Genomic DNA, 20372 nt, shown 5'->3' with positions numbered 1-20372 from the left:
GCGACCGTTCTCCCTGAGACAATCCCAGCGGCGTTCGCCGTTGCTGACGCGTCGGGTTGGTTCGTGGAGGCCCTCCGGCCAAGCCCGGAGGAGCAGGACCGAGCCGCCCTCGACACGCAGGCTTGCCGGATGCACCACCCCACTCACGGTTGCGGCGAGAGCGACTTCATCAGCGAGTCCAGCTCGTCGGACGTGAGTTTCCGGGTCGACCGATCGAGCATCTGGCGGAGGTGGCGGACGCCCTCCACCGAGTCCGGAAAGCCGATGTTGCCCAGCGGGCTTTCGCTCGTTGCCAGGAGACTCCCGTCGGGTTCGGTGATGGCGAACCAGGGGACGCCGTCTCCGGGCTTCACGGGGAACTTGGCGATGACCTCCTCGACATGGTCGTCGACGCCCTCCATCAGCTTGACGATCACGTAGTCCTTCTCCAGAGTCGTGTGGTGATCGGCCATCCAGCGGGCCAGGCGGAAGCAGGGCCCGCAACGCGGCCCGCCCTGAACGACCCACACGCGTCGGCCGCTCTCTTTCGCCGCGGTGCGGGCCTCGGCCAGCAAGGCCCGGGCATTGCGGACGGGTGGCCGGTGCCGCTCGAGGAAGTCCTTGCCGAAGCCGAAGGCGGCGTCCCTCTCGCCCGCCGCCACGCGACTGGCCGCGATCGTCGCCTGATCGCCGTTCAATGCGACGAGCACGACCTCGCCGGGGCCGGGCCTGGGCCAGCCGCGATCGGCGACGACGGCCGCCTCGGCCTTGAGCCGGCCGGCGTCCAGGCGCAACGTCAGGTAGCTATATACGGCCTTGACCCGGTCCTCGCCCAGCAATCGATCCGCCAGCGTGACCACGTCCTGGGAATCGTCGCCCTGGAGCAAGACCAGCGCGTGCATTCCGCTCGGCCCGGCGTCACGGCAGAGCTTTTCGACACGCTCGGCCAGGGGGATCGGCGGGTGCGCGATTGGGGACGGGGCGTCCCGCCGATGCGGCGTGACGCGGTCGTTCTCCCGGACTTCGTCAGGTCGGAACAGGCGATCGCGGTCGAAAAGGAAATATTTCGCGCCATCCCCCTCATTCCGGATCGTTAACTCGAGCGGCACACCGGCGGGGACGACCGCGAACCGGAACCGCCCCGCCTTGTCGGTCCGTTGGGGGGCGACCGCCTCGTAGGGGGATGTCTTCACGACCAGTTTCAACGTGCGGTCCGCGAGGGGCTGCCCCTGCTCGTCCAGGAGGGTCCCGCCGTAGGAGGCCGTCGTCTCCATGATCACATCGACGGGCGCGTCCTCGAGGCCGATCCGCGCAAACCCGCCCCGCTGCTTCGCGCGATCGAGGAAATAGAGCGAGAGGGACCCGGCGTCGAAGGCGACCTCGAACGTGCCATCGGGGCGGGCCCTGGGATCGAACTGGAGCGGGAGGTAGGGCGACTGCGGCGTCCAGGCGCGGGCCACGAGCGTGGGGGAGGGCTCGTATCGGGCCCCGTCGCGCATCAGCCTGAACTTGACCAGGCGCTCGCCCTGCCACGGGCGATGGAACTCGACCTCGGCCGGCTCGCCCGAGGTCACCTTGACCTCCCGCTCCTCGCTCCAGCGGCCCGAGCTCAGACGCAATTGTTGTTCGCCCCGGCCCACGCCCGCCCGTACCAGGCCCTCGGCGTCGGTCGTCATCCAGGCCCGGGCGCCAGAGTCTCCCGTCCGCTTCTTGCCCTGGGCGTCGGTCCATGTGACTTTCCCGCGGCTCGTCAGATGCACCCAGGCATCGGCGACCGGATCGCGCCGGGGCCCGCGCGTCACGCGGACCGTCAGGGGCGTCGCGGGATAGACATTCAAGGTGATCTCGGAGGGCTCCCACCCATCCCTGCCGACGATCACGCCCGACCAGGGGTCGCTGGCCCACTTGAGATCGGAGACGCCGAGCACGAAGGCGTGATCCGAGGGGACCCGGAGCGTGAACGTACCGTCGCGCCGCGCGCGGGCGCTCGGGCTGACGCCCTGGTTCGCCGGGCCGAAGCCGAATCCGGTGATCAGGATGCCCTCGGCGCTGGCCCCCTCGGGCATGACGAGATGCCCCTCGACGCTCCTCTCGGGCCGGGCGTGGATCGTGGTGATGCCCTCGGCGATCCGGGTCAGGTCGGTCTCGTCGATCTTCCAGTCGGAGCCGAGGACTTTGATATCCACGTATTCCAACCTTTCCCTGGGCACCCAGGGGAGGGTCGCCGTGCCGTCGGCATCCGTGCGTACCCGGCCCACCGGGAGCGCTCCCATGAGGATCCAGTTCGAATTCTCGGTCTTCACGCTGATGGTGAGGACCAGGCCGGCGATCGGCTTGCCGCCCGGGTCGACCGCACGAACGCGGTGCGGCCGGGGTGGGAGGAGCGACAGGCGGGTCGTGCCGCGTGGGAGGCCGTTCTCCGTATCCTGCAAGCCGTTCACGCCCGACTCCGGGTGCCAGGCGACCAGCTCCTGGAGGTTCCCTCGGGCGGGGAGTTGGAGCCGGGCGAGGCCATTGCGACCGGTGACGCCGTAGACCTTGTAACCGAGCCCCATGGCCACGACGTGGGCCCCGGCCACCGGCCGGCCGGCCGCCTCGACGGCGACGATCTGGGTGAGCGCAGGCGTGAGTTTCAGTTCGATCGGGGCGGCGAAGGCGGTACGAACGGCGAGGGACGGCACCGCCAGAGTCGTCTGATGATCTCCGTCCTCCGAGCGGACGTGCAGCAGGCCGCCGTTGTCGAAGCCACCCCGGAGCTGGAACCGGCCGGAGGCGTCCGTCCGGGCGACGGCCGCTTCATCGCGTTCGGCGACCGATTTCACAATGGCCCCCGCCGCCGGCGCGCCATCTGGCATGAGGACCGTGCCATTCACGGTCACCAGGTCGGGGGGAGAGGGCGAGACGGCCGTCGGCCCCGGCTCAGCCGCCACATCGGTCGGGACCGGGCCGTCGTTTTGATAGGCGACGACGGTCGCACCGGCCGCGAGCACGCCGGCCGCGAACAGGGCGGCCACGCAAGTCGTCTTCCACCGATTCAGGACCATGGTCCTCAGAGCCCCTTCTGCCAGAGTGATGACCGCGACGGGGATCGTCCCCGTCGCCAATACCCGAGCCGCAACTGACGCCGATGCGATCCGGGCTGTGGAGTCTGCGAGCGCGGCTGGCACCGCCGGTGCCGGCCCGTCGGAGAGCCGAGCCAATGCGGGGGCGGCCGAGGGGGCCAGGCCGCGTCGCGACAGTCAGGCACGAAGCCGTTCCCGGCCGCGGGCCAGCCGGCTCTGGACCGTCCCGAGCGGCCAGCCCAGGTGCTGCGCCGCCTGCTGCTGGGTCAGGCCCTCCAGGCAGCAGAGCACGACCGCCGCGCGATAGGACCCGGGAAGCCGGGCAAGCTCTTCGTGGACCACCGTCTCGAGGTCATCCGGGGTCGGTTCGGCCGCGGCTTGAGGCCTCACCTGACCCGCCCTGATCTCGTGCGAGCGACGTCGCGCGGCGGCCGACCGGGCGGTGCTGGCGATGTGGTAGGCCACGCCGTGGAGCCAGGGGGCCAGCGAATCCCGTTGCCGGATCGATCCCGCCTTGCGGGCCAGGACGAGGAAGGTGGCCTGGAAGGCATCCTCGGCGTCGTGCCCGTCGCGGAGCACGCCCCGGCAGACGCGCAGGACCATCGGCCCGTGCCGCCCCACCAAGGCGGCGAACGCCAGCTCGGCGGCCTCGCCGTCGCGCATCGCGAATCGCTCCAGGAGCTGCCCGTCAGCCAGCCCACCGACCGTCCCCGCGTCGAACCGCGCGAGAATCGATCGGAGGGCGGACCTGCCTCGATCGCTGGCCACAGGTCCTCGCCTCCAAATGCCGTACCGTGTCCTCTCCAAGTGAGTAGTCTAACGACCGGGGCCGAGTATTCCGCTTTTCTCGAAATCGAGGAACGCCCGCCCCACGGCCGGGCCCGGTGACGCCGTGGCCCGACCGTTGTTCCGGGCCTTGCCGAGCGACGACGGCCGCTTCCATGCCAGGATCAAACGCGGGCGGGCGCCGAGCGGATTCGTACGGGCTTCGATGGCTCGACGAAGGCCGCCGGAGTCGACATCGCGATGCGTGCGGCCATGTCGACGGGCTGCCAGGTTTTTAGATCGTTACTGCGATTATGAGAAATTGTATTGTGATTTGATTTGATTTGTTTGTGATTGAGTGGGCTTGCGCCCTTGGCTATGAATGGTTGATATTTAAATGTATAAATAAACATGTGTTCGATTGATGCTTTGTTTTTTGAGACTGTCGCAAGGATACCGGAATCTCGTTCCCACGCTCTGCGTGGGAATGCCGTCCGCGACGCTCCGCGTCGTCTTCCCCGGCGGGTGCGGCCGCAGAGCGTGGGAACGAGTTTCTCCCGCGAATTTCGGCCTCCGGGGCAGACAGGCGGCCCGGTTTCCTTGCGACAGACTCCTTTTTTTTGATTTTATGGGCGAGCGAATTCGGAGGAACCAAGGGATCGATCAGGCCGCGGTGATCCAGGTCCGAAACGTGTCGTCATCAACATTTCGTCCGCTGATCACGACGACGAGATCGCCGTCGCCGCTGAGGTCGACCTGCTTGCCGAGCAGGGCCGCGATGGTAATCGCTCCGGAGGGTTCGGTGCGGAGGCCATGCCGCTCGTAGACCCAACGCATGGCTTGTTGCGTGGCCGGGTCCGGGATGGCCACGGCCTGGTTCACGAGCTGCTTGAGGATCGGCCAGTTGTGTTCTCCGACATCATACGAGAGGAGCCCGTCGCAGATGCTGGTCGGCCGCTCGATCCGCTGTCGTGATCCGGCGGCGAGCGATTGGCGGAAGTCATCGGCGCCGGCGGGTTCGGCTCCAATGATCCGGGCGTGCGGGAACCCGTCGGCGATCGCGATCGCCTGGCCGGCCATCAGGCCTCCGCCGCTGACCGGACAGAAGAAGTGGGAGACGCTGCGTCCCTCGCGCTTGAGGTCGCGGACGATCTCCAGAGCCCCCACGCCGTTGCCGGCGATCACATGGGGATCGTCATACGGAGAGGCCTGAATAGCGCCTTCCCCCTCGGCGATCTCTCGGGTTAACCGGTCGCGTTCGCCGGTCAGGTGATCGCGGGCGATGTCGTAGGTGCGGACCTCCGCGCCGAAGGATCGCGTGAGCTGGAACTTCACCTGGGGGGCGGTTTCCGGCATGACGACGATCACGCGTTTGGCGAACCGCATTCCCGCGAACGCGATTCCCGAGGCAAAGTTGCCTGACGAATGGGCCGCGACAGGGCGATCGCCGATCCGTTCGAGGTTGTTGGCGAGCCAGTTCAACGCCCCAGGAGCTTGAAGGAGCCGGACGGAGTCGAGCCGAAGTCCTTGAGCCAGACTCGGCGATCAGGCGCCAGGCCGAGCTCGCGCTCGAGGGCATAGGATCGGATTAACGGGGCCGGTGAGACATGCTCACGAATGACATGCTCCGCGGCGTGGACATCATCAATCGCGACGATTCGGACGGGCATGACAGGCTCCCGAGGGGGCACGGGCCGGTGGGGCCGGCGGCGGGTCGATCGTTTTTGTTTTTGTCGGGTGAGTAAGGCTTGTCCATCCACCCACTTCACTTTCGCTCGCTCCGGAGCGAGGGAGCTTCCTTCGGTTTCGTTCTGCCCGAAGACAGGGAACTGACGCTCCCCGCTCGCCTTGATGGGCGAGCGTCAACTGCCTGACCCAAGGCGGTTACGCCGGGGCCTGCTTGCGGAATCTCCGGAAGATGATCTCGAGGTCTTCGCGTCCCTTGGGAACGACCAGGTAGCCGGCGATGTAGGCCAGCGAGCCGATGGTCAGGTGGGCCAGCAGCGGGGGCGACTGGGCCAGGGGCGTTCTTCCCTGGAGCACGATCGGAAACCAGGTTCGGCAAATCCAGGTCACGGCGATCAGGGAGGCCGCTCCGGCCAGCGGCGGGGCCAGGGTCCGGGTCAGGTAGGTCTTCCAGCGGATGTCCAGGACCCGGAAGATGTAGATGCCCGGGATCAGGAAGTTCGAGAAGACGGTCGTCAGCACGGTCCCCCAGATCACTCCGGCAACCCCGAGCTGGCGGGTCAAGAAGTAGCTGATCGGCAGGTTGAACAGTGAACCGGCCAGTGCGGCGATCGCGATCACTGCGATTTTATTCATGCCGATCGCCATCTGGGCGTGGACGGCCAGCAAGAGCGGGAGCGTCGCGATCAGGAAAAGGCGCATCAGCGGGGCCACCTGAGCGCCGTCGTAGCCGAGATCGTCGCTCACCCAGAGCGTCAAGAAGGGGCCGGCGTAGACCCAGGCCAGGAGAGCGACCGGGAGGAGGATGCCTAGGTGCAGCCGGGGAGCGTCGTACTTGATTCGGTCGAGCCCGCGATCATCACGCGCCGCCGCCAGGCTGGCGACCGCCGGCATCACGAGGGAAGCGAGCATCCAGCCGACCTGGCGGATCTGGCTGAACGGCTTACTGACGACACCGTAGACCGAGACCCCTAGCGCCGGCTGATCGGGCAGGGCCAAGCCCAACATCGTGGTGTCGATCTTATCGGCCAGTACCACGCTCAGTTGAATCAGGAACATGTAGAAACTGATGTGTAAAAGTGCTTTGTAGTCGTCGCGTCGGGCCCCCCGGAAATGGGGGATGTGTCCGAGCTCATGGACCATGACCCAGATCGCGGGGCCCATGGCCAGCCCGATCGAAACCAGTGTTTGCGTCACGATGACCAAGAAGAAGTCGACCCCGGCGTTCAGGCCGAACCAGAGGATCGCGAACCGAAGGATGACGATCGCGACCTCGTATCGAGGAATGAAGTCATATCGCCGCGCGGCTTGCAGCACGCTCGTGATGACCATCGAGAGCCCGTAGCAAGGGGCCGTGAGCGCCTGGAGCCAGAGCAGCTTGACGATCAGGCGATACGAATTCCCCTGGAACCGCTCGGCCAGGTAGGGCCAGTAGGCCAGGCTGAGCAGGACGGCGGCCTGAACCACGGCCATGGCCGCGTAGAACGACATCCCGCAGGCGATCGAGCGGTTGACCCCGTCGCGATCGCCCTTGGTCCAGCGCGACGAGATCTGCTGCTGGAGCGCCGAGCTGATCCCGAACTCCAGCAGGAACTGGAGGAACCCGAACCCCCAGGCGAAATTGTAGGCCCCCCACTGGTCGGGGCCGATGACCTGGAGCGTCAGCCGCGTGCTCCAAAGGACGAAGATCGCCTGAAGCGGAGTCCGCAGCGCCAGCCAGAAGGTCCCGCTCAGCAGCCGGCCGAGAACGGGAGGGAGCGGTGGCGAATTGGGGGGGGGCGTGGCGAAAGTTGTGGTCACGCGTTCCGTCCTGGTTGCAGCGTTTGTTCGATCCCTGATCCGCGACTCATCATAGCCACCCCTCCAAGGTAGCCAAAGGCCAAATGGTGACCGCGTGCCAAGGGGGGAAACCGAGGCCGACTGTACAGATCATCCGCCGGTTGACCTTGCCAGAGATCGTCATGGCGGTTGTAATGGGTAAGGAAAGGCACCCTGAACCCGATCCGACGCCGCAACCGGTCGGGCCAGATACTCATTACCGGGCTCGGAGGCTTTTCCCGATGCAAGAGCGCATCGCCTATCAAGGCATCACCTTCGACGACGTTTTGCTTGAACCTGGCTACTCTGAACTGCTCCCTCGACAAGTCGATACCAAGACTCAGTTGACCGCCAAGATCGCCCTGAACATCCCCATTCTGTCAGCCCCGATGGATTCGGTGACCGAAGCCGAGTTGTCGATCGCGCTGGCCCAGGAGGGGGGGCTCGGCGTCATCCACAAGAACATGTCGATTGAAGAACAGACCCGCGAGGTCGACAAGGTGAAGCGCTCGGAGAATGGGATCATCGTTGATCCGATCACGCTTCCCCCGAACGCCACGGTGGGTCAGGCTCGCGAGATCATGCAGGGGCACAACATCTCGGGTGTGCCGATCACCGTCAACGGCCAACTGCGGGGCATCCTCACCCGCCGCGACCTCCGGTTCCTGGAGTCGAACGAGCTGCGGATCGAGGAGGTGATGACCAAGGAGAACCTCGTCACCGCCCCCGCCGATACCAGCCTGGAAGAGGCCGATCGGATTTTGACGAAAAATAAGGTGGAGAAACTTCTGCTGGTTGACGATGAATACCGGCTGAAGGGAATGATCACGATCAAGGATATCGACAAGCTTCATCGCTACCCCCATGCATGCAAGGACCAGCGGGGCCGGCTCTGTGTGGGCGCCGCGGTGGGGGTGAACGACTTCGAGCGGATCAACTCGTTGCTCGAGGCCGACGTCGACGTCTTGATCGTGGATTCCGCGCATGGTCATAGCCTCAACGTGATCGAGACCGTGAGACGGATCAAACGGGACTTTACGATCGAGGTGATCGCCGGGAATGTGGCCACCGCCGAGGGAACGCGGGACTTGATCGAGGCGGGAGCCGACGCCGTGAAGGTGGGCATCGGGCCGGGTTCGATCTGCACCACGCGGGTTGTCTCGGGGGTTGGCGTGCCGCAGATCACCGCCGTCTACCAGGCAGCCAAGGCCGCGGCCGGACGGGTGCCGATCATTGCCGACGGCGGGATCCGCTACTCCGGCGATATCACCAAGGCCCTTGCCGCCGGAGCGCACAGTGTCATGATTGGCGGGCTCTTCGCGGGACTGGCCGAAAGCCCCGGCGACACGATCATCTACCGCGGCCGGAGCTTTAAGACCTATCGCGGGATGGGATCGATCGGCGCCATGGCCAAAGGCTCCCACGAACGCTACCGCCAAGAGGCGTCCTCGCGGTCGTCCGACGGCAAGAGCGGGTCGCCCCAGAAACTCGTCCCCGAAGGGGTCGAGGGACGCGTTCCGTACAAGGGGCCACTGGCCGACTATGTCTTTCAGCTCATCGGCGGCCTGCGGGCGGGGATGGGGTATTGCGGAACCCGAACCATCGAGGAACTGCGGACCAAGTCCCGATTCATTCAGGTCACCGGCGCCTCGGTCTTGGAGGGGCACCCCCATGACATCGTCATTACCCAAGAAGCGCCCAATTACTCCAGCTTCAGCAACGAAAACGAGTCGGGTCGCGGGTCGGTCTGATCGGATCGATTTGCTCTCGACATTCTGCGAATTTTTCACATCTTGATTCGGCTTGCTTGAGTTCAACTCTCAAACGCGTCGGGCGGGAGTAACCCGCCCGACGAAGACTCAGGTGAACGGAGTTCACCCGGCCGATTTTTTCCATTCGCCGTCCCGATCGAGGAAGGTTGGGCTTCTGGCTGTCTGATTGAAGGACAAAGTCCTTCGGCTCAGTGACAGTGGATTCTGACTCTCTTTATTTTTCGGTCGCGAACGGTAAATGGTAGCGTCTCGGGCTGTCGGCTCTTGGGAGCCGAGCGGCCCGTCTCAGCCAGCAAGGAGGCGTGGCTTGCGTCGCAAAACCTCGGCATTGACGGCGGCGGTCCTTGGGACTGCCTTGTCGGCCACAACGCTTATGGCCCAGCAGACTCCGCCCGACAGCGGACTGGGGACGTCCACCGCCTCCATACCCGGCATGACGACGTCGCGCGGGGCGCGTTACCTGCTTCGTAACGGGTGGGACTACCTGAAATATCAGGAGTATGAACGCGCCTTGAACTTCTTCCGCGAGGCGGAACAGCGCAAGGCGGAGTTGAACCCCTCCGAGCGTCAGGCGCTGATTCAGGGCATCGACAACGCTCGTCGCGGAATGCGCGAGGCGGGCGACGGCTCCGCCAGCCGTTCCTATGCCGGGCGCGGGCCGATCCGACGTCCAGGGGCGTTCGCCTTGGCCAAGTCGACGAAGCCGGTCGCCCCGGCTGCGGCCGCGGAAACGATCCAGCTCACCAGCGGCACCAGCCCCGCCGTGAAGCCGACTTCCGCGACCCTCACCGGCCTGCCGCCGCTCGCGGTCGCTTCGTCCGAGGCCAGCCTGCCGCCGCTGCCCCGCGGCACGGCGACCGCTGACCCCTTGACCGCGTCGCCGGCTCAAGACACGGCGATGACCCTGGCCCGGGGAGGGACGACCTCACCCCTCGCCGAGCCGGCTCCGGCGCGGATTCCGGCCGCCGCCCCCTCGGCGAATGAGCTGGCCCCCTTGGATCTCAACCCGACGCCACTGCCGCCGCTGTCGAACAACGCGTCCGAGCCGCCCGCCGCCGAGCCGCCGGCTCCCACACCGACACCGGTGCCGGAAACCCCTTCGATGCCGGCCCCGCTGGTTTCGGAAGCCCCGGCCCCGTTGGCGACGGAAGCCCCGGCCCCGTTGGCGTCCGAGCCGCCTGCCCCGTTGGCGACGGAAGCCCCGGCTCCGGCTCCGGTTCCGGTTCCCGAGACAACGGCTCCGGCCGAACTACCCGGGACGGCTCCCGATCTGCCGGAATCATTGCCCGAGCCTCCGGCTCCCCGAGTTGCGGCTCGTCCCGAGGCGACCGAGCCTCCGTCGTCGCGGCCCGCTCCCGCTGTGAGCGAGGAATCGCCCCCGCCGTTGGCTGCGGAAAGCATGGGGCGAGGCGCTGACCAGGTCCAGCCCCGGAGCGTGTCGCCCGATAGTTTCATTCCCGAACGGTCCGCCAATGTCCCTTCGACCCTGAGCCCGGAACTGCAGCGGGAAGTCGAGCGGATCGCGCAAAAGCAGGAGGATGACCTCCGCGCCAAAGCGGCCCCCGACCGGATCATTCCCGGCAGCACGCCGAACATCGGCGATGCGCGATCGTTGACGACGTCTTCGGGACTCCCCGCGCCCCGGCTCGAAATCTCTCGGGCTCCCAGCCCGACTGAGGCCCGGCCGATCCGTGCGATCCCGGTCCCCGATGAGTTTGTTCCGCTGGCCAAGCGCGAGTGGGAACCGAATCGTAAGTACTGGTCGGCGTCCGCCGTCTGCCACATGCCGCTCTACTTCCAGGATGCCGCTCTCGAGCGCTACGGGCAGAGCGTCGAGCAGGCCGTCGGCCCGGCCGGGCGCTTCCTCTCGTACCCGGTGGACGACCCGAAGCAGTCGATCCAGCGCAATCAGATCTTCCAGCCGATCGCCTCGATCGGGCTCTTCGCCGCTCAGATCGCTCTCCTGCCCTACAACCTCATCATGGACCCGCCCTGGGAGCCTGAGTACGACCTGGGCTACTACCGCCCCGGTGATCGGATTCCGTCCGACACCTACTACCTTCCTCTGACCGGCGTCGGCCCCCCCTTGCACGGCAAGCGGTATTGATCCCCAAACGGTCACGTGAATGAAACCCGAAACACCCCCGGATCGATCGCTCCGGGGGTGTTTCGCTGCGCGGTCATGACCGAAAAAAGGGAGCGGTTGCCCATTGCGGGGCCTGGCCGTACCCTGGATTCATCAAGGCCTCGTCGGCGCGTCGCCGTCCCCCGCCAGATGACCCTTACCGAAGGGGTTCCCCGCGATGGCTCAGGTCAGGCCCCCAACGCGATCGACGCCGCCTCACTTACCTGACCCGATCCGCCGCCTCCTCGGTCAACTCGACCGTCGGCTCCGCGCTGGGGCGGTGTTCCGGGGACTCGGAATCACCGCCTTCGTCGCCGCCCTCGGCGCGGCCCTTGGGATGACGGCCGACTTCATGCTGGTCTTGCCGCTGGCGGTCCGTTGGGGAATCTGGGGCGGCTGGCTGGTCGCGGTCGGATTCCTGTTCGTTTCACGCGTCGTCGGTCCTCTGGTCCGCAAGGCGGATCACCTGGAATTGGCCGCGATCGCCGAGCGTGCCGAGCCGAGTCTCGGCGAGCGGCTGAGCGCGGTGGTCGGCTTGCTCGGTCGTTCCGGTCGCCTGAACGGTTCACCTGAGTTGGTCGCCGCCCTCGCCGGCTCAGCTTCGGCCTACGCCGGGGTGATGGATCCTTCGCGTCTGGTCGCGCTCCGTGGTTCGACAAGGCGGCTGGCCCTGGGGGGGCTGATGTTGGCCTTGGTGGTTGCGCCTGGCCTGATCTGGCCCGACCCGTTTGCCGCCCTGGCCCGGCGGTTCGTCGCCCCTTGGGCCGACCTCGATCGGGTGGGCCGTTATGTGCTGACCGTTGCGCCGGGCGACGGCTCGGCCGCGCTCGGGGCTGACTTGGTGGTCTCGGCCCAAGTTCACCCGCGCTACGGTCAAGACCCGGCGTCCGCCAGCGCCTGGCTCGAGTGGACCGACGAGGGCAAGGGCAAGCGGACCCCGCGCCGGGTCGCGATGCCGGAGACGCTCGGCTCACGTTCGCCCGTGGGGACTCGTGCGTTCTCGGTGACGCTGCCGAGGCTGGCCGGCTCGTTACGCTACCGGATCGTCAGTGGATCGGCCGTCAGCCGAACGTTTCGGATCAAGGCGATCGAGCCGCCGGCGGTCGTGGCGGTCGAGGCGCGGGTCGAGCCGCCCGCGTACACTGGCTTGCCGCCCGCCCTGGCACGCGATCCGGGGCGGATCGAGGCCTGGGAAGGGAGCCGGATCCTCTTGGGCATTTCGGCCAGCCGGCCGGTCCGTGCGGTCGAAGTCGGCTGGCCGAAGCGGCTGAAGCCGGTCGCGGCGGTGCTCGGACCCGACCGGAAGCGGGCCTTGGCGACGCTGATCGCCGAGGAGTCCGGACCGTACACGCTCGCGCTCCGGGACGAGGAGGACTTGGCCGGTTCGGTCGAACCGTTGCGCCGACTGGTCGTTCGGGCCGACGCCCCTCCGGTGGTCGCCGTCCCGGCAGGACCGGCTCCGATGACGGAGGCCAGCGCGGGGGATACGTTGCGCCTGGCCGTCGCGGCCCGTGACGACGTCGCGGTGGCCTCGGTCGAGCTTCATTATGCAATCCAGCGCGGGGGAGCCGAGCCGACCGCCGTGGCCGAAGGGGGAGGGCCTGGCTGTGTCGCCGCGGCCGTGAAGGGCCTGGGAACGCGGTCGGCTCGCGGCGAGGCGTCCCTGAGCTTCGGGCCGCTCGGGCTGAGGCCCGGGGATACCCTGTCGTATCGCGTTCGAGTGGCCGATAACCGTCCCGCCCCGCGCGGTCCGAACGTCGTCTGGTTGCCGGCCGGGACCTTGGCGATCGTCGCGCAGGTCGAGTCGTTGCAGGCGAGGCAGGCCCGGGCTGAACGCGAGGCGTTTCAGGCGAAGATCGATGCGTTGAAGGCGGCGAACGCCGAGAACCGCAAGGAGACCGAGCAACTCCGCTACGCCGCCGACGCTGTTCTGCGCGGCAATGGCCAGTGGGATCGCGATCGCCAGCAGGCCCTCACCCGGCGCGAGGCTGAGGCCAGGGGCGTGAGCGACCGGCTCCAGCTTCTGGCCCGCGAGCTTGCCGCCGACTCGCGGTTCGGTCTCCTCGCCCGCCCGACCCGGCAGGTTGCCGAGGTTGAGGCCGAGGCCAGCCGCGCGATGCTCGAACAGGCCGGGGGGCAGGCCGACCCCACGCGCCGTCTGAACGACCTCCGCCAGGCCGACTCCCGGCTCGCCGCCGTCTCGACTCGGCTCGACGACCTCCAGCGTCAGTTTGACGCTTTGGCCCGCGGCGAGGCCGAGTTGCGGCAGCTCCGCGACCTGGCCAGCCGCGAGGCGGCCCTCGCCGATCAGGCGGCCGACAAGGCCGCCGACCGCAGCCAGCTCGACCGGCTCCAGACCGAGCAGGCCGCCGTCGAGAAGGACCTCGAGACGCTTCTCAAGAACTCGCCCGCCCTCCGCGCCGACGTCCTCGCGGCCCAGGCCGCCGAAGCCGAGACGCTCGCCCGCCGCGCCCGTGACCTTGCCGCTCGCCAGCGTGACGAGGCCCGTCGCGCCACCGATCTCTCGGCCCAGGGCAAGGAGCTGAAGGCGCTGGCCGAGGCCCAGCGCGCGCTTGAGGACGACGCCCGCCGCCTGGCACTCGAGGTGGACCCCGCGCTCGCGGAGAGCGGTCGAGGGCGCTTGAATACCGATCCGGTCCACCAGGCCGCCGAGCCGATCGAACGCGGCGACCTCGATCAGGCCCGCCAGCGGCTCGAGCATGCGGAGAGCGAGCTCCGCCGGCTCGCCCGCGACCTTGAGGACATCCCGGGCGATTCGCAGGCCCTGGCCCAGCGCCTGGCCCGCCGTCAGGACGCGCTCGGCAGTCAAGTCGCCGAAGCGATTCGCGAGCACAAACCGGCCCAGGGCGAGCCGACGGCCGAGGAGAAGAACGCGCTCGCGAACCGCCTCGCCCCGTTGCTGGTGCGACAGGCGGAGATCGCCCGCCTGGCCGAGACGATCCAAGGCCCCGCGGACGCAGCCCCCGGCTCTGAGGCCGCGAAGCGATTCCCCGTGGATGCGGCGCTCGCGGCATTCCAGAGCACGGCCAGGGCCGTCGAGGCGCTCAAGACCCTGGCACCGCGCGACATCGAGGAGCGTCAGAATGCGGCACGACGCGACCTCAGACGCCTGGCCGACCTCTTGCCCGACGCCTCGCGCCGCCAGGAGCCGGCCCGCCGCCAGGTCGACGAGGCCCGTCGCCGGAGCGAAGGGGTGGCCCGTGACCTCGAACGCCACCTCCGCGAGACGGCCCCTCATCCCGGCCGCCCTCACGACCCGAACCGGGCCGCCGAAGACCTGGCCAACCGCCTGACCGCGCTCGCCCCGATCCAGGCCAAGGTCGCCGACGCGCTGGCCAAGGGGACACTCGAATCCGAACCTCGTCACGAACCCCAACGTGACCGCGCGGCCCGGAGTGCACGAGCCCTGGCCGAGGCCCTCAAGCAAGTCGCCGACCCGAAGGACGCTTCGTCCCCCTTGGCGGCACGAGAGGCCTTGCGAGCGGCTTTACCCGCAGCTCAGCTCGAGGCGCGCACGGCCCTCGATCGGCTTCAGCAAAAGATCCAGGGACGTGTCCCCGCCGACGACCTGGCCGCCGAGCTGGCCGACGACCAGCGTGCCCTCCAGGAGCGGACCAACCCGCCGGTCGACCGCGCCGTTGAGGCCGCCGACCAGCGGCGGATTGCGACGGCGCTCCGGGCCTTGCCCGCCCCCGACGCCCCGCTCGCACAGGCCGAGGCCGTCCGCCAGGCGGAGCAGGCCGCCCTGGCTCTGGCTGACCCCGACCCGAGCCACAGTCCACGCGAGGCCGTTGCCGGGGCGGTTGAAGCCGTCCGGGCCCTGGCCGACCGGCTCGGCGGTCGACAGGCGATGAGTGCGCCAGGCCTCCCCGCGCAGCCGGAAGTTGCCGCGGCCCCGGTCGATCGGGAGCTCGAGATCGGCGCGAAGCAGGCCGAGGCGGCGAGCCAACTGGCGCGCCGGGAACGCTTGCTCCGCGAGCGGCTGCAAACGATCCTGGGCGAGCGGGCCGAGCCGCAGCAGGTGTTGAGCCAGGAGGCCGCCGCTCTCGGTCGCGAACTGACGGGGCTTGGTGAGCGGGCCCGTCCACTCAGCCCTCGCGCTCATGGCCCGGCGCACGAGGCTGCCCAGCTCCTCGGCGAGCAGGCCCCGCGTGCCATGGACCAAGGGGTCGATCAACTCGCCAAGGGCCAGTCCGCCGCCGCCCGCGACTCCCAGCGTCGGGCCGCCGAGATCGTGGAGCGCGGCGCCCAGCAGGCCGAAGACCTCGCCGCCTCGCTCCGCGCCGACCGCCCGGCCGAGGCCCCGCCCACCCCCGGCCAAGCCGGTCCGCACGGCCCCCTCGACGCGGCTCGCGAGGCGATGCGCCAGGCCGCCCGCCAGCTCGACCAGGCCCGTAACCCTGCCCCAGAGGGTCGGCAAGCCGCCCAGGCCGCTCAGCAGACCTTGAACCAGGCCGCCCAGGACCTGAACGCCGCCGCCAACCAGGCCGCTTCGCGTCAAGGTCAAGGCCAAGGTCAGGGAGAAGAACCGGGTCCGGCTGAATCCGCGCTCGCGGGTCAGGGCGAGCCGGGGCCGGGGGGGCCTCAAGGTCGGAACCGCGACCCCAAAGGGGCGGTCGCCGCGCCTGGGAGTCTCGACCTGAGCGAGCTCAAGGCCTTGATCCAGAGCAAGACCGGCCGCGCCTGGGGCGAGCTCCCCGGCCACCTCCGCACCGAGATCCTCCAGATGTCCCAGAGCCGCTATCGCGACGACTACGCCCGGCTCATCCAGCTCTACTTCCAGGAGATCGCCACCGGCGATGCGCCACGGCCATGATCGGGTTCTCGTTCCGCACTGCCGCCGTTTCCATGGCCTTGATTGTTTTCGTCCTCACGCTCGGTTACCCGACCGCGCTCGCCGCGCAGGACGTGCCCGGCGGGGGCACGACCCCACGGCCCGCCTCGCCTGCGGCCGACGCGGCCGTGCACCGCGCCTTGGATTATTTGCAGTCGGCGCAGAAGCCGGATGGCTCGTGGGAGTCGGGCGGGTTCGGCCGGGCCACCTCGGTCACTTCACTCGCGGTGATGGCGTTCCTCTCCGCCGGTCACGTCCCGGGCGCGCCCGGCCCGTATCGCGAGTCGGTCGAGAAGGGGATCGTCTACGTCCTCGACCACCAGCGTTCCAACGGCCTACTAGTCTCGAACACGAGCCACGGCCCGATGTACTGCCATGGCATCAGCACGTTAATGCTTGCCGAAGTCGTTGGTATGACCGCCGACGCCCCCATGGCCGACCGGGCCCGCGAGGCCCTCGGCCGTGCCGTCAAGCTGATCCTGCTGGCGCAGAACCTGGCCAAGAACCCGGAGAACAGCGGCGGCTGGCGCTATCAGCCAACCAGCCGGGACAGCGACCTGAGCGTGAGCGGTTGGCAGGTCATGGCCCTTCGCGCCGCCAAGTCCGCCGGCTGCGCCGTCCCCTCCGAAAACATCGACCGAGCGATCGACTACCTCAAACGGTGCGCCAGCCGCGAAGGGGGCTTCGGCTACCAACCCGGTGGCGGCCCGAACAACCCGAGGACCGGCACCGGCATCCTCGCCCTGGAAATCTGCGGCGAGCACCAAACCCCCGAAGCCGTCGCAGGTGCCGAGTACCTGCTCGGCCACCCCCCGCGTTGGTCCGGCTCCTACTTCTTCTACGAAGTCTATTACTGTTCGCAAGCGATGTTCCAGATGGGTGACAAGTACTTCCTCGCCTACTACCCCAAGCTCGTCGCGATCCTCCTGGAACATCAAGACCGCGACGGCAGTTGGCTCTCCGCCGACGGCAACGACCGCTCCGGCGGCCGGAACTACTGCACGGCGATGGCGGTGCTCGCCCTGGCGGTAGAGTATCGGTATTTGCCGATTTATCAGAGATAGGTAAATCACGCCGAGACGCGGAGGAAGGAGAACTGATAATGATCGACAGTTGCGATAATGACGATTGTGGGGGGGGTCGGCTGGCAACCTCTCCCACCCCTCCGCGTCTCCGCGTGAATCAGGGGCAAGACGGGGGGCTGTCGAAATGAGCACGGCCCCCACTCGCTTCGAGGCGAAGCCAAGGGGGAGGTTGCGTGCGATCGGCATCCCGGCCTGGAGCCGGCCCCTGGTGGGATGACTTGCGCCGCTGTAGCATTGCGCTTGCGGGTCTACCGACTCGCGTCGCCTCCTCAAAAGGAGTCTCAAGCCATGCAGGACCAACCGTCGAAGGGCGAGGAGTCATCCGACCTTCCGGTCGCGAAGGATATTGAGGAACTCGCACGCCGGCTGCGCGAGGCGGAGCATCTGGAGCCGGAAGTCAGGACGGAGGCGGCCGACCTCCTGGGGGATCTGACCGCGGCGCTGCACCCGCCTGAGCCTCAGACGGAAGCTCTCGCCCAGAGCACCGCCCAGTTGGTCCGCGCGGTGAGCGACCAGCACGAACCCGGTCTGATCGAAGCGGCCAAGGAACGGCTCGAGCAAGCGGTCATCAAAGCGGAGACGAAGGCGCCGGTGGCGACCGACATCGTCCTTCGGCTGATCGACGTGCTGTCCGGTATTGGCATCTGAGTCGGTACGGTGTCCACTTCCCACGTAACGCATTGCCGAACCCGCTTTTCCTCTCTTCGGTGTGAACGGCCTTGACGTCATCGTTGCTCCGACGAGTCCCGCAGAGGCCGATCTTGCGGACCCGCTTCGATTGCGGCCTCGTCGGAGGTCTTGCCCGCGATGATGACCCATGACGGATGGTCCGCAAGTGCGGGCCTGACTCTTGCGGACTTCCGCAACACCAAATCCGCGTGAAACAACGAGAGAATCGAAGATAGCAATGGAGAGCGGGTACGGCACGCAATTGATAACGTAGTTGTGTGTGTGGAACTTGTGCTTGATAGTGAGTTTGAAGATTCGTGGTCTAAATAGCCTGGTGCCAGGGGGCGGAGCCCCAAGAGCTTCTCAGAAAAAAACCGTCGCCGAGCGGACGGCCTGAGCCCACGGAACGCCTGTTGTCCGGGGGTTGGGCACCATGATCTGAGCCACTCGAAGCGGAACCGCTCTCGCGGTTGCTCCCAGCACGGCTTGTGCGGTGCGGAGACGGTGATCGCACCGCTTGGTGGCGCGGTGGGGGAAGGGGCCATGGATTTGAGACGACTCCCGCCATCCCCACGTGTGTCTTGCTGCATGGCTACGTGATGTGATGATCACTGCGAGACATTCACTCGTATCCTGGTTTTGGGAATATTTGCGACTCCTGATTTTTTCCTTGACGGAAACCCGCCTGTTGTACGATGCTTCAAAGAGAAGTTGTCATGCCTTATATAGCTCGTTGAATGAATGAATTCGGTTTCGGTGGCTAACGAATTCCTTGGGAATTTGACCGCTGATTCCGCCGATTCGTCGGCTGTACGATCTGGTGCGATTAGGCGGTATGGCCTTTGGCGGTCTGAGAGGGTGACCCGGCGGGGGGATCGGTGTGAGTGGGTTTGAGGGGCTTGAGTCGCACCCGTCGACATGTGAGGCTGCGGGTTGCCCATCGAGCTTCGGTGACGGATTCCCGACCGGAAGGATCACCGACGGAGAGGAGGACAAACCCTGCGATTGCAAGACACCCCGATGGGAAGCATCGCTCGGATAAGGGGGCATTCGTTGCGACCCGGCCGTCGAACGCTTCACTGGACATTCGCTGCAAGTCGCACTTTTACGAATCGGTCTTCGTAACTGAGGAGCAATCTCATGTCCACTCGGCGGCGTGCATTCACCTTGATCGAATTGCTGGTCGTCATTGCGATTATCGCGGTCCTGATCGCGTTGCTATTGCCAGCCGTGCAAGCGGCGCGGGAAGCGGCACGGCGTGCCCAATGCATTAATAATTTCAAGCAGATGGGCATCGCGATGCATAACTATCATGATACCGCGGGGGCCTTTCCGATCGGCCGAATGGGGAGTGGGTACACTTATTCGACCGTGTCGCCGAACGATAATCGGCGGACTTGGGGCTTCATGATCTTGCCCTTCTTCGAACAAGGGGCGCTCTACAACGCGATCAACTTTAGCCTCCCCTTCTATGAGTGGGAGCAGACCACCGCCCTGATGACGACCCTTTCGATCTGGCAATGCCCGAGCGATCCCGGGGCGGGGACCATCCAGGAACCGACACTGCGGTACCGGCGGCGGAAGGCCAACATGGCCGCGAATTGGGGCAACTCGCACTACTGGCAGAACGAGGCGGGGCGAGGCACCGCCGGCCCGAACCCTTGGACCACCAATGTGCCCGCCGGTCCGGTGACCTTCAGTAGCGCTCCGTTCAAGGGGAACATGTCGACGTCGCTCCGGGAGATGCTCGACGGCACGAGCAACACGATTCTGGTGGGTGAAGTCATCATCGGTGTCAACGAAAACCTGAACTACGATCATCGCGGTGACATCTTTAATGATGACTACAATTGCGCGATGTTCATGGCGTACACGACGCCCAACTCCAAGATTCCCGACCAACTCGCCTACTGCGCCCCGCCCACCGTGATTCCAGGGAACCCGCCGTGCAATACAAACGAGCCCAAGTTCAACGCCGCGCGAAGTCGGCATTCGGGTGGGGTCAATCTCGTCTTTGGCGACGGGAGCGCCCGGTTCGTCAAGGACAGTGTCAATCTTAACGTTTGGCGTGCCTTGAGCACCCCGAGCGGCAGCGAAGTGCTGAGTTCCGACTCCTATTGAGTCGTCTGAGACGCTCGCCGATCACGAATTCGGTCGTTGCGAGTCGCGGGCCATCGCGATTGCCATCGCCCTCGGGAGCAAGGCCTGGAGTCCCTCGGAGGAAGCAGATTCCTTCGAGGGACTTTGGCCGTCTTTCTGTCGCACCGGCGGTTCGCATTGGCTACGATCTCATGTCAGATCAGGAAACTGAGTAAGCTCTCGACCCCCCAGGGAACATGTCATGATTACGCCGTCTCGAATTCGCTCGTCGCTTGCCCTGTTCTTGCTAGCTGGCTCCGCGCTCCTCGGTTGCAATAGCGAACCGGCCCCGGCTCCGGCCGCGCCGGCAGCCTCCCCGGCTGCCGTCGATACCGGCCCGCCCAGCGGCGCGGCCGCCGACGCAGCGCGGGCGAAGTCTCCTCAGAAATAAGGCCGAGGTCGTCCCGCCGTAATTTC

General features: G+C 66.9%; 12 protein-coding genes. 7 read left to right on the top strand and 5 right to left on the bottom strand.

Annotation, left to right across the window (positions count from 1 at the left end):
• Positions 1-143: 143 nt before the first annotated feature.
• The 5 genes from BUS42_RS18465 to BUS42_RS18450 all read right to left on the bottom strand — a co-directional run bounded on the left by BUS42_RS18465 (position 144) and on the right by BUS42_RS18450 (position 7292).
• Entirely contained in the window at positions 144-3023 is a 2880-nt protein-coding gene (locus tag BUS42_RS18465) for a thioredoxin family protein (protein WP_143206364.1), read from the bottom strand.
• Positions 3024-3218: 195 nt separating this feature from the next.
• Entirely contained in the window at positions 3219-3809 is a 591-nt protein-coding gene (locus BUS42_RS18460) for an RNA polymerase sigma factor (RefSeq protein ID WP_074308606.1), read from the bottom strand.
• Positions 3810-4469: 660 nt separating this feature from the next.
• Complete coding sequence (locus BUS42_RS18455; protein WP_254053600.1) at positions 4470-5288, bottom strand: threonine ammonia-lyase; 819 nt, start codon at positions 5286-5288, stop codon at positions 4470-4472.
• Positions 5285-5476: a hypothetical protein gene (locus BUS42_RS45190; protein ID WP_254053599.1), complete on the bottom strand. Its 192-nt coding sequence runs from the start codon at positions 5474-5476 to the stop codon at positions 5285-5287. Before BUS42_RS45190 ends, BUS42_RS18455 begins: the two co-directional genes overlap by 4 nt.
• A 214-nt stretch (positions 5477-5690) precedes the next feature.
• On the bottom strand, positions 5691-7292 hold the full coding sequence (locus BUS42_RS18450; protein WP_074308604.1) for a lipopolysaccharide biosynthesis protein: 1602 nt from the start codon (positions 7290-7292) through the stop codon (positions 5691-5693).
• A 260-nt stretch (positions 7293-7552) separates the two neighbouring features.
• On the opposite strand from BUS42_RS18450, the gene guaB reads away from it, so the two are divergent.
• The 7 genes from guaB to BUS42_RS42810 all read left to right on the top strand — a co-directional run bounded on the left by guaB (position 7553) and on the right by BUS42_RS42810 (position 20346).
• The gene (gene guaB / locus BUS42_RS18445; protein ID WP_074308602.1) at positions 7553-9061 is read left to right on the top strand and encodes an IMP dehydrogenase; all 1509 of its coding nucleotides are present in this window, start codon (positions 7553-7555) and stop codon (positions 9059-9061) included.
• 328 nt (positions 9062-9389) lie between these two features.
• Positions 9390-11189, top strand: a complete 1800-nt coding sequence (locus tag BUS42_RS18440) for a hypothetical protein (protein ID WP_074308600.1) — start codon at positions 9390-9392, stop codon at positions 11187-11189.
• Positions 11190-11385: 196 nt separating this feature from the next.
• On the top strand, positions 11386-16044 hold the full coding sequence (locus BUS42_RS18435; RefSeq protein ID WP_074308598.1) for a DUF4175 family protein: 4659 nt from the start codon (positions 11386-11388) through the stop codon (positions 16042-16044).
• On the top strand, positions 16041-17126 hold the full coding sequence (locus BUS42_RS18430; protein WP_074308596.1) for a prenyltransferase/squalene oxidase repeat-containing protein: 1086 nt from the start codon (positions 16041-16043) through the stop codon (positions 17124-17126). The genes BUS42_RS18435 and BUS42_RS18430 overlap by 4 nt, the downstream gene beginning before the upstream one ends.
• 309 nt (positions 17127-17435) lie before the next feature.
• Positions 17436-17795, top strand: a complete 360-nt coding sequence (locus BUS42_RS18425) for a hypothetical protein (RefSeq protein ID WP_074308594.1) — start codon at positions 17436-17438, stop codon at positions 17793-17795.
• Positions 17796-18956: 1161 nt separating this feature from the next.
• Positions 18957-19937, top strand: a complete 981-nt coding sequence (locus BUS42_RS18420; RefSeq protein ID WP_074308592.1) for a DUF1559 domain-containing protein — start codon at positions 18957-18959, stop codon at positions 19935-19937.
• Between the two features lie 220 nt (positions 19938-20157).
• On the top strand, positions 20158-20346 hold the full coding sequence (locus tag BUS42_RS42810) for a hypothetical protein (RefSeq protein ID WP_143206363.1): 189 nt from the start codon (positions 20158-20160) through the stop codon (positions 20344-20346).
• The last annotated feature ends 26 nt before the right edge of the window (positions 20347-20372 follow it).

Source organism: Singulisphaera sp. GP187 (assembly GCF_900129635.1).
In the GTDB taxonomy this organism is placed as follows: domain Bacteria; phylum Planctomycetota; class Planctomycetia; order Isosphaerales; family Isosphaeraceae; genus Singulisphaera.
The sequence above is the reverse complement of the archived record's forward strand: the minus strand, read 5'-3'. Positions and strand labels throughout refer to the sequence as shown.

Bases quoted from the DNA above. Each gene is read 5' to 3' on its own strand.
- BUS42_RS18465 (WP_143206364.1), bottom strand. From the start codon at position 3,023: ATGGTCCTGAATCGGTGGAAGACGACTTGCGTGGCCGCCCTGTTCGCG.
- BUS42_RS45190 (WP_254053599.1), bottom strand. From the start codon at position 5,476: ATGCCCGTCCGAATCGTCGCGATTGATGATGTCCACGCCGCGGAGCAT.
- guaB (WP_074308602.1), top strand. From the start codon at position 7,553: ATGCAAGAGCGCATCGCCTATCAAGGCATCACCTTCGACGACGTTTTG.
- BUS42_RS18435 (WP_074308598.1), top strand. From the start codon at position 11,386: ATGGCTCAGGTCAGGCCCCCAACGCGATCGACGCCGCCTCACTTACCT.
- BUS42_RS18430 (WP_074308596.1), top strand. From the start codon at position 16,041: ATGATCGGGTTCTCGTTCCGCACTGCCGCCGTTTCCATGGCCTTGATT.
- BUS42_RS18425 (WP_074308594.1), top strand. From the start codon at position 17,436: ATGCAGGACCAACCGTCGAAGGGCGAGGAGTCATCCGACCTTCCGGTC.
- BUS42_RS18420 (WP_074308592.1), top strand. From the start codon at position 18,957: ATGTCCACTCGGCGGCGTGCATTCACCTTGATCGAATTGCTGGTCGTC.
- BUS42_RS42810 (WP_143206363.1), top strand. From the start codon at position 20,158: ATGATTACGCCGTCTCGAATTCGCTCGTCGCTTGCCCTGTTCTTGCTA.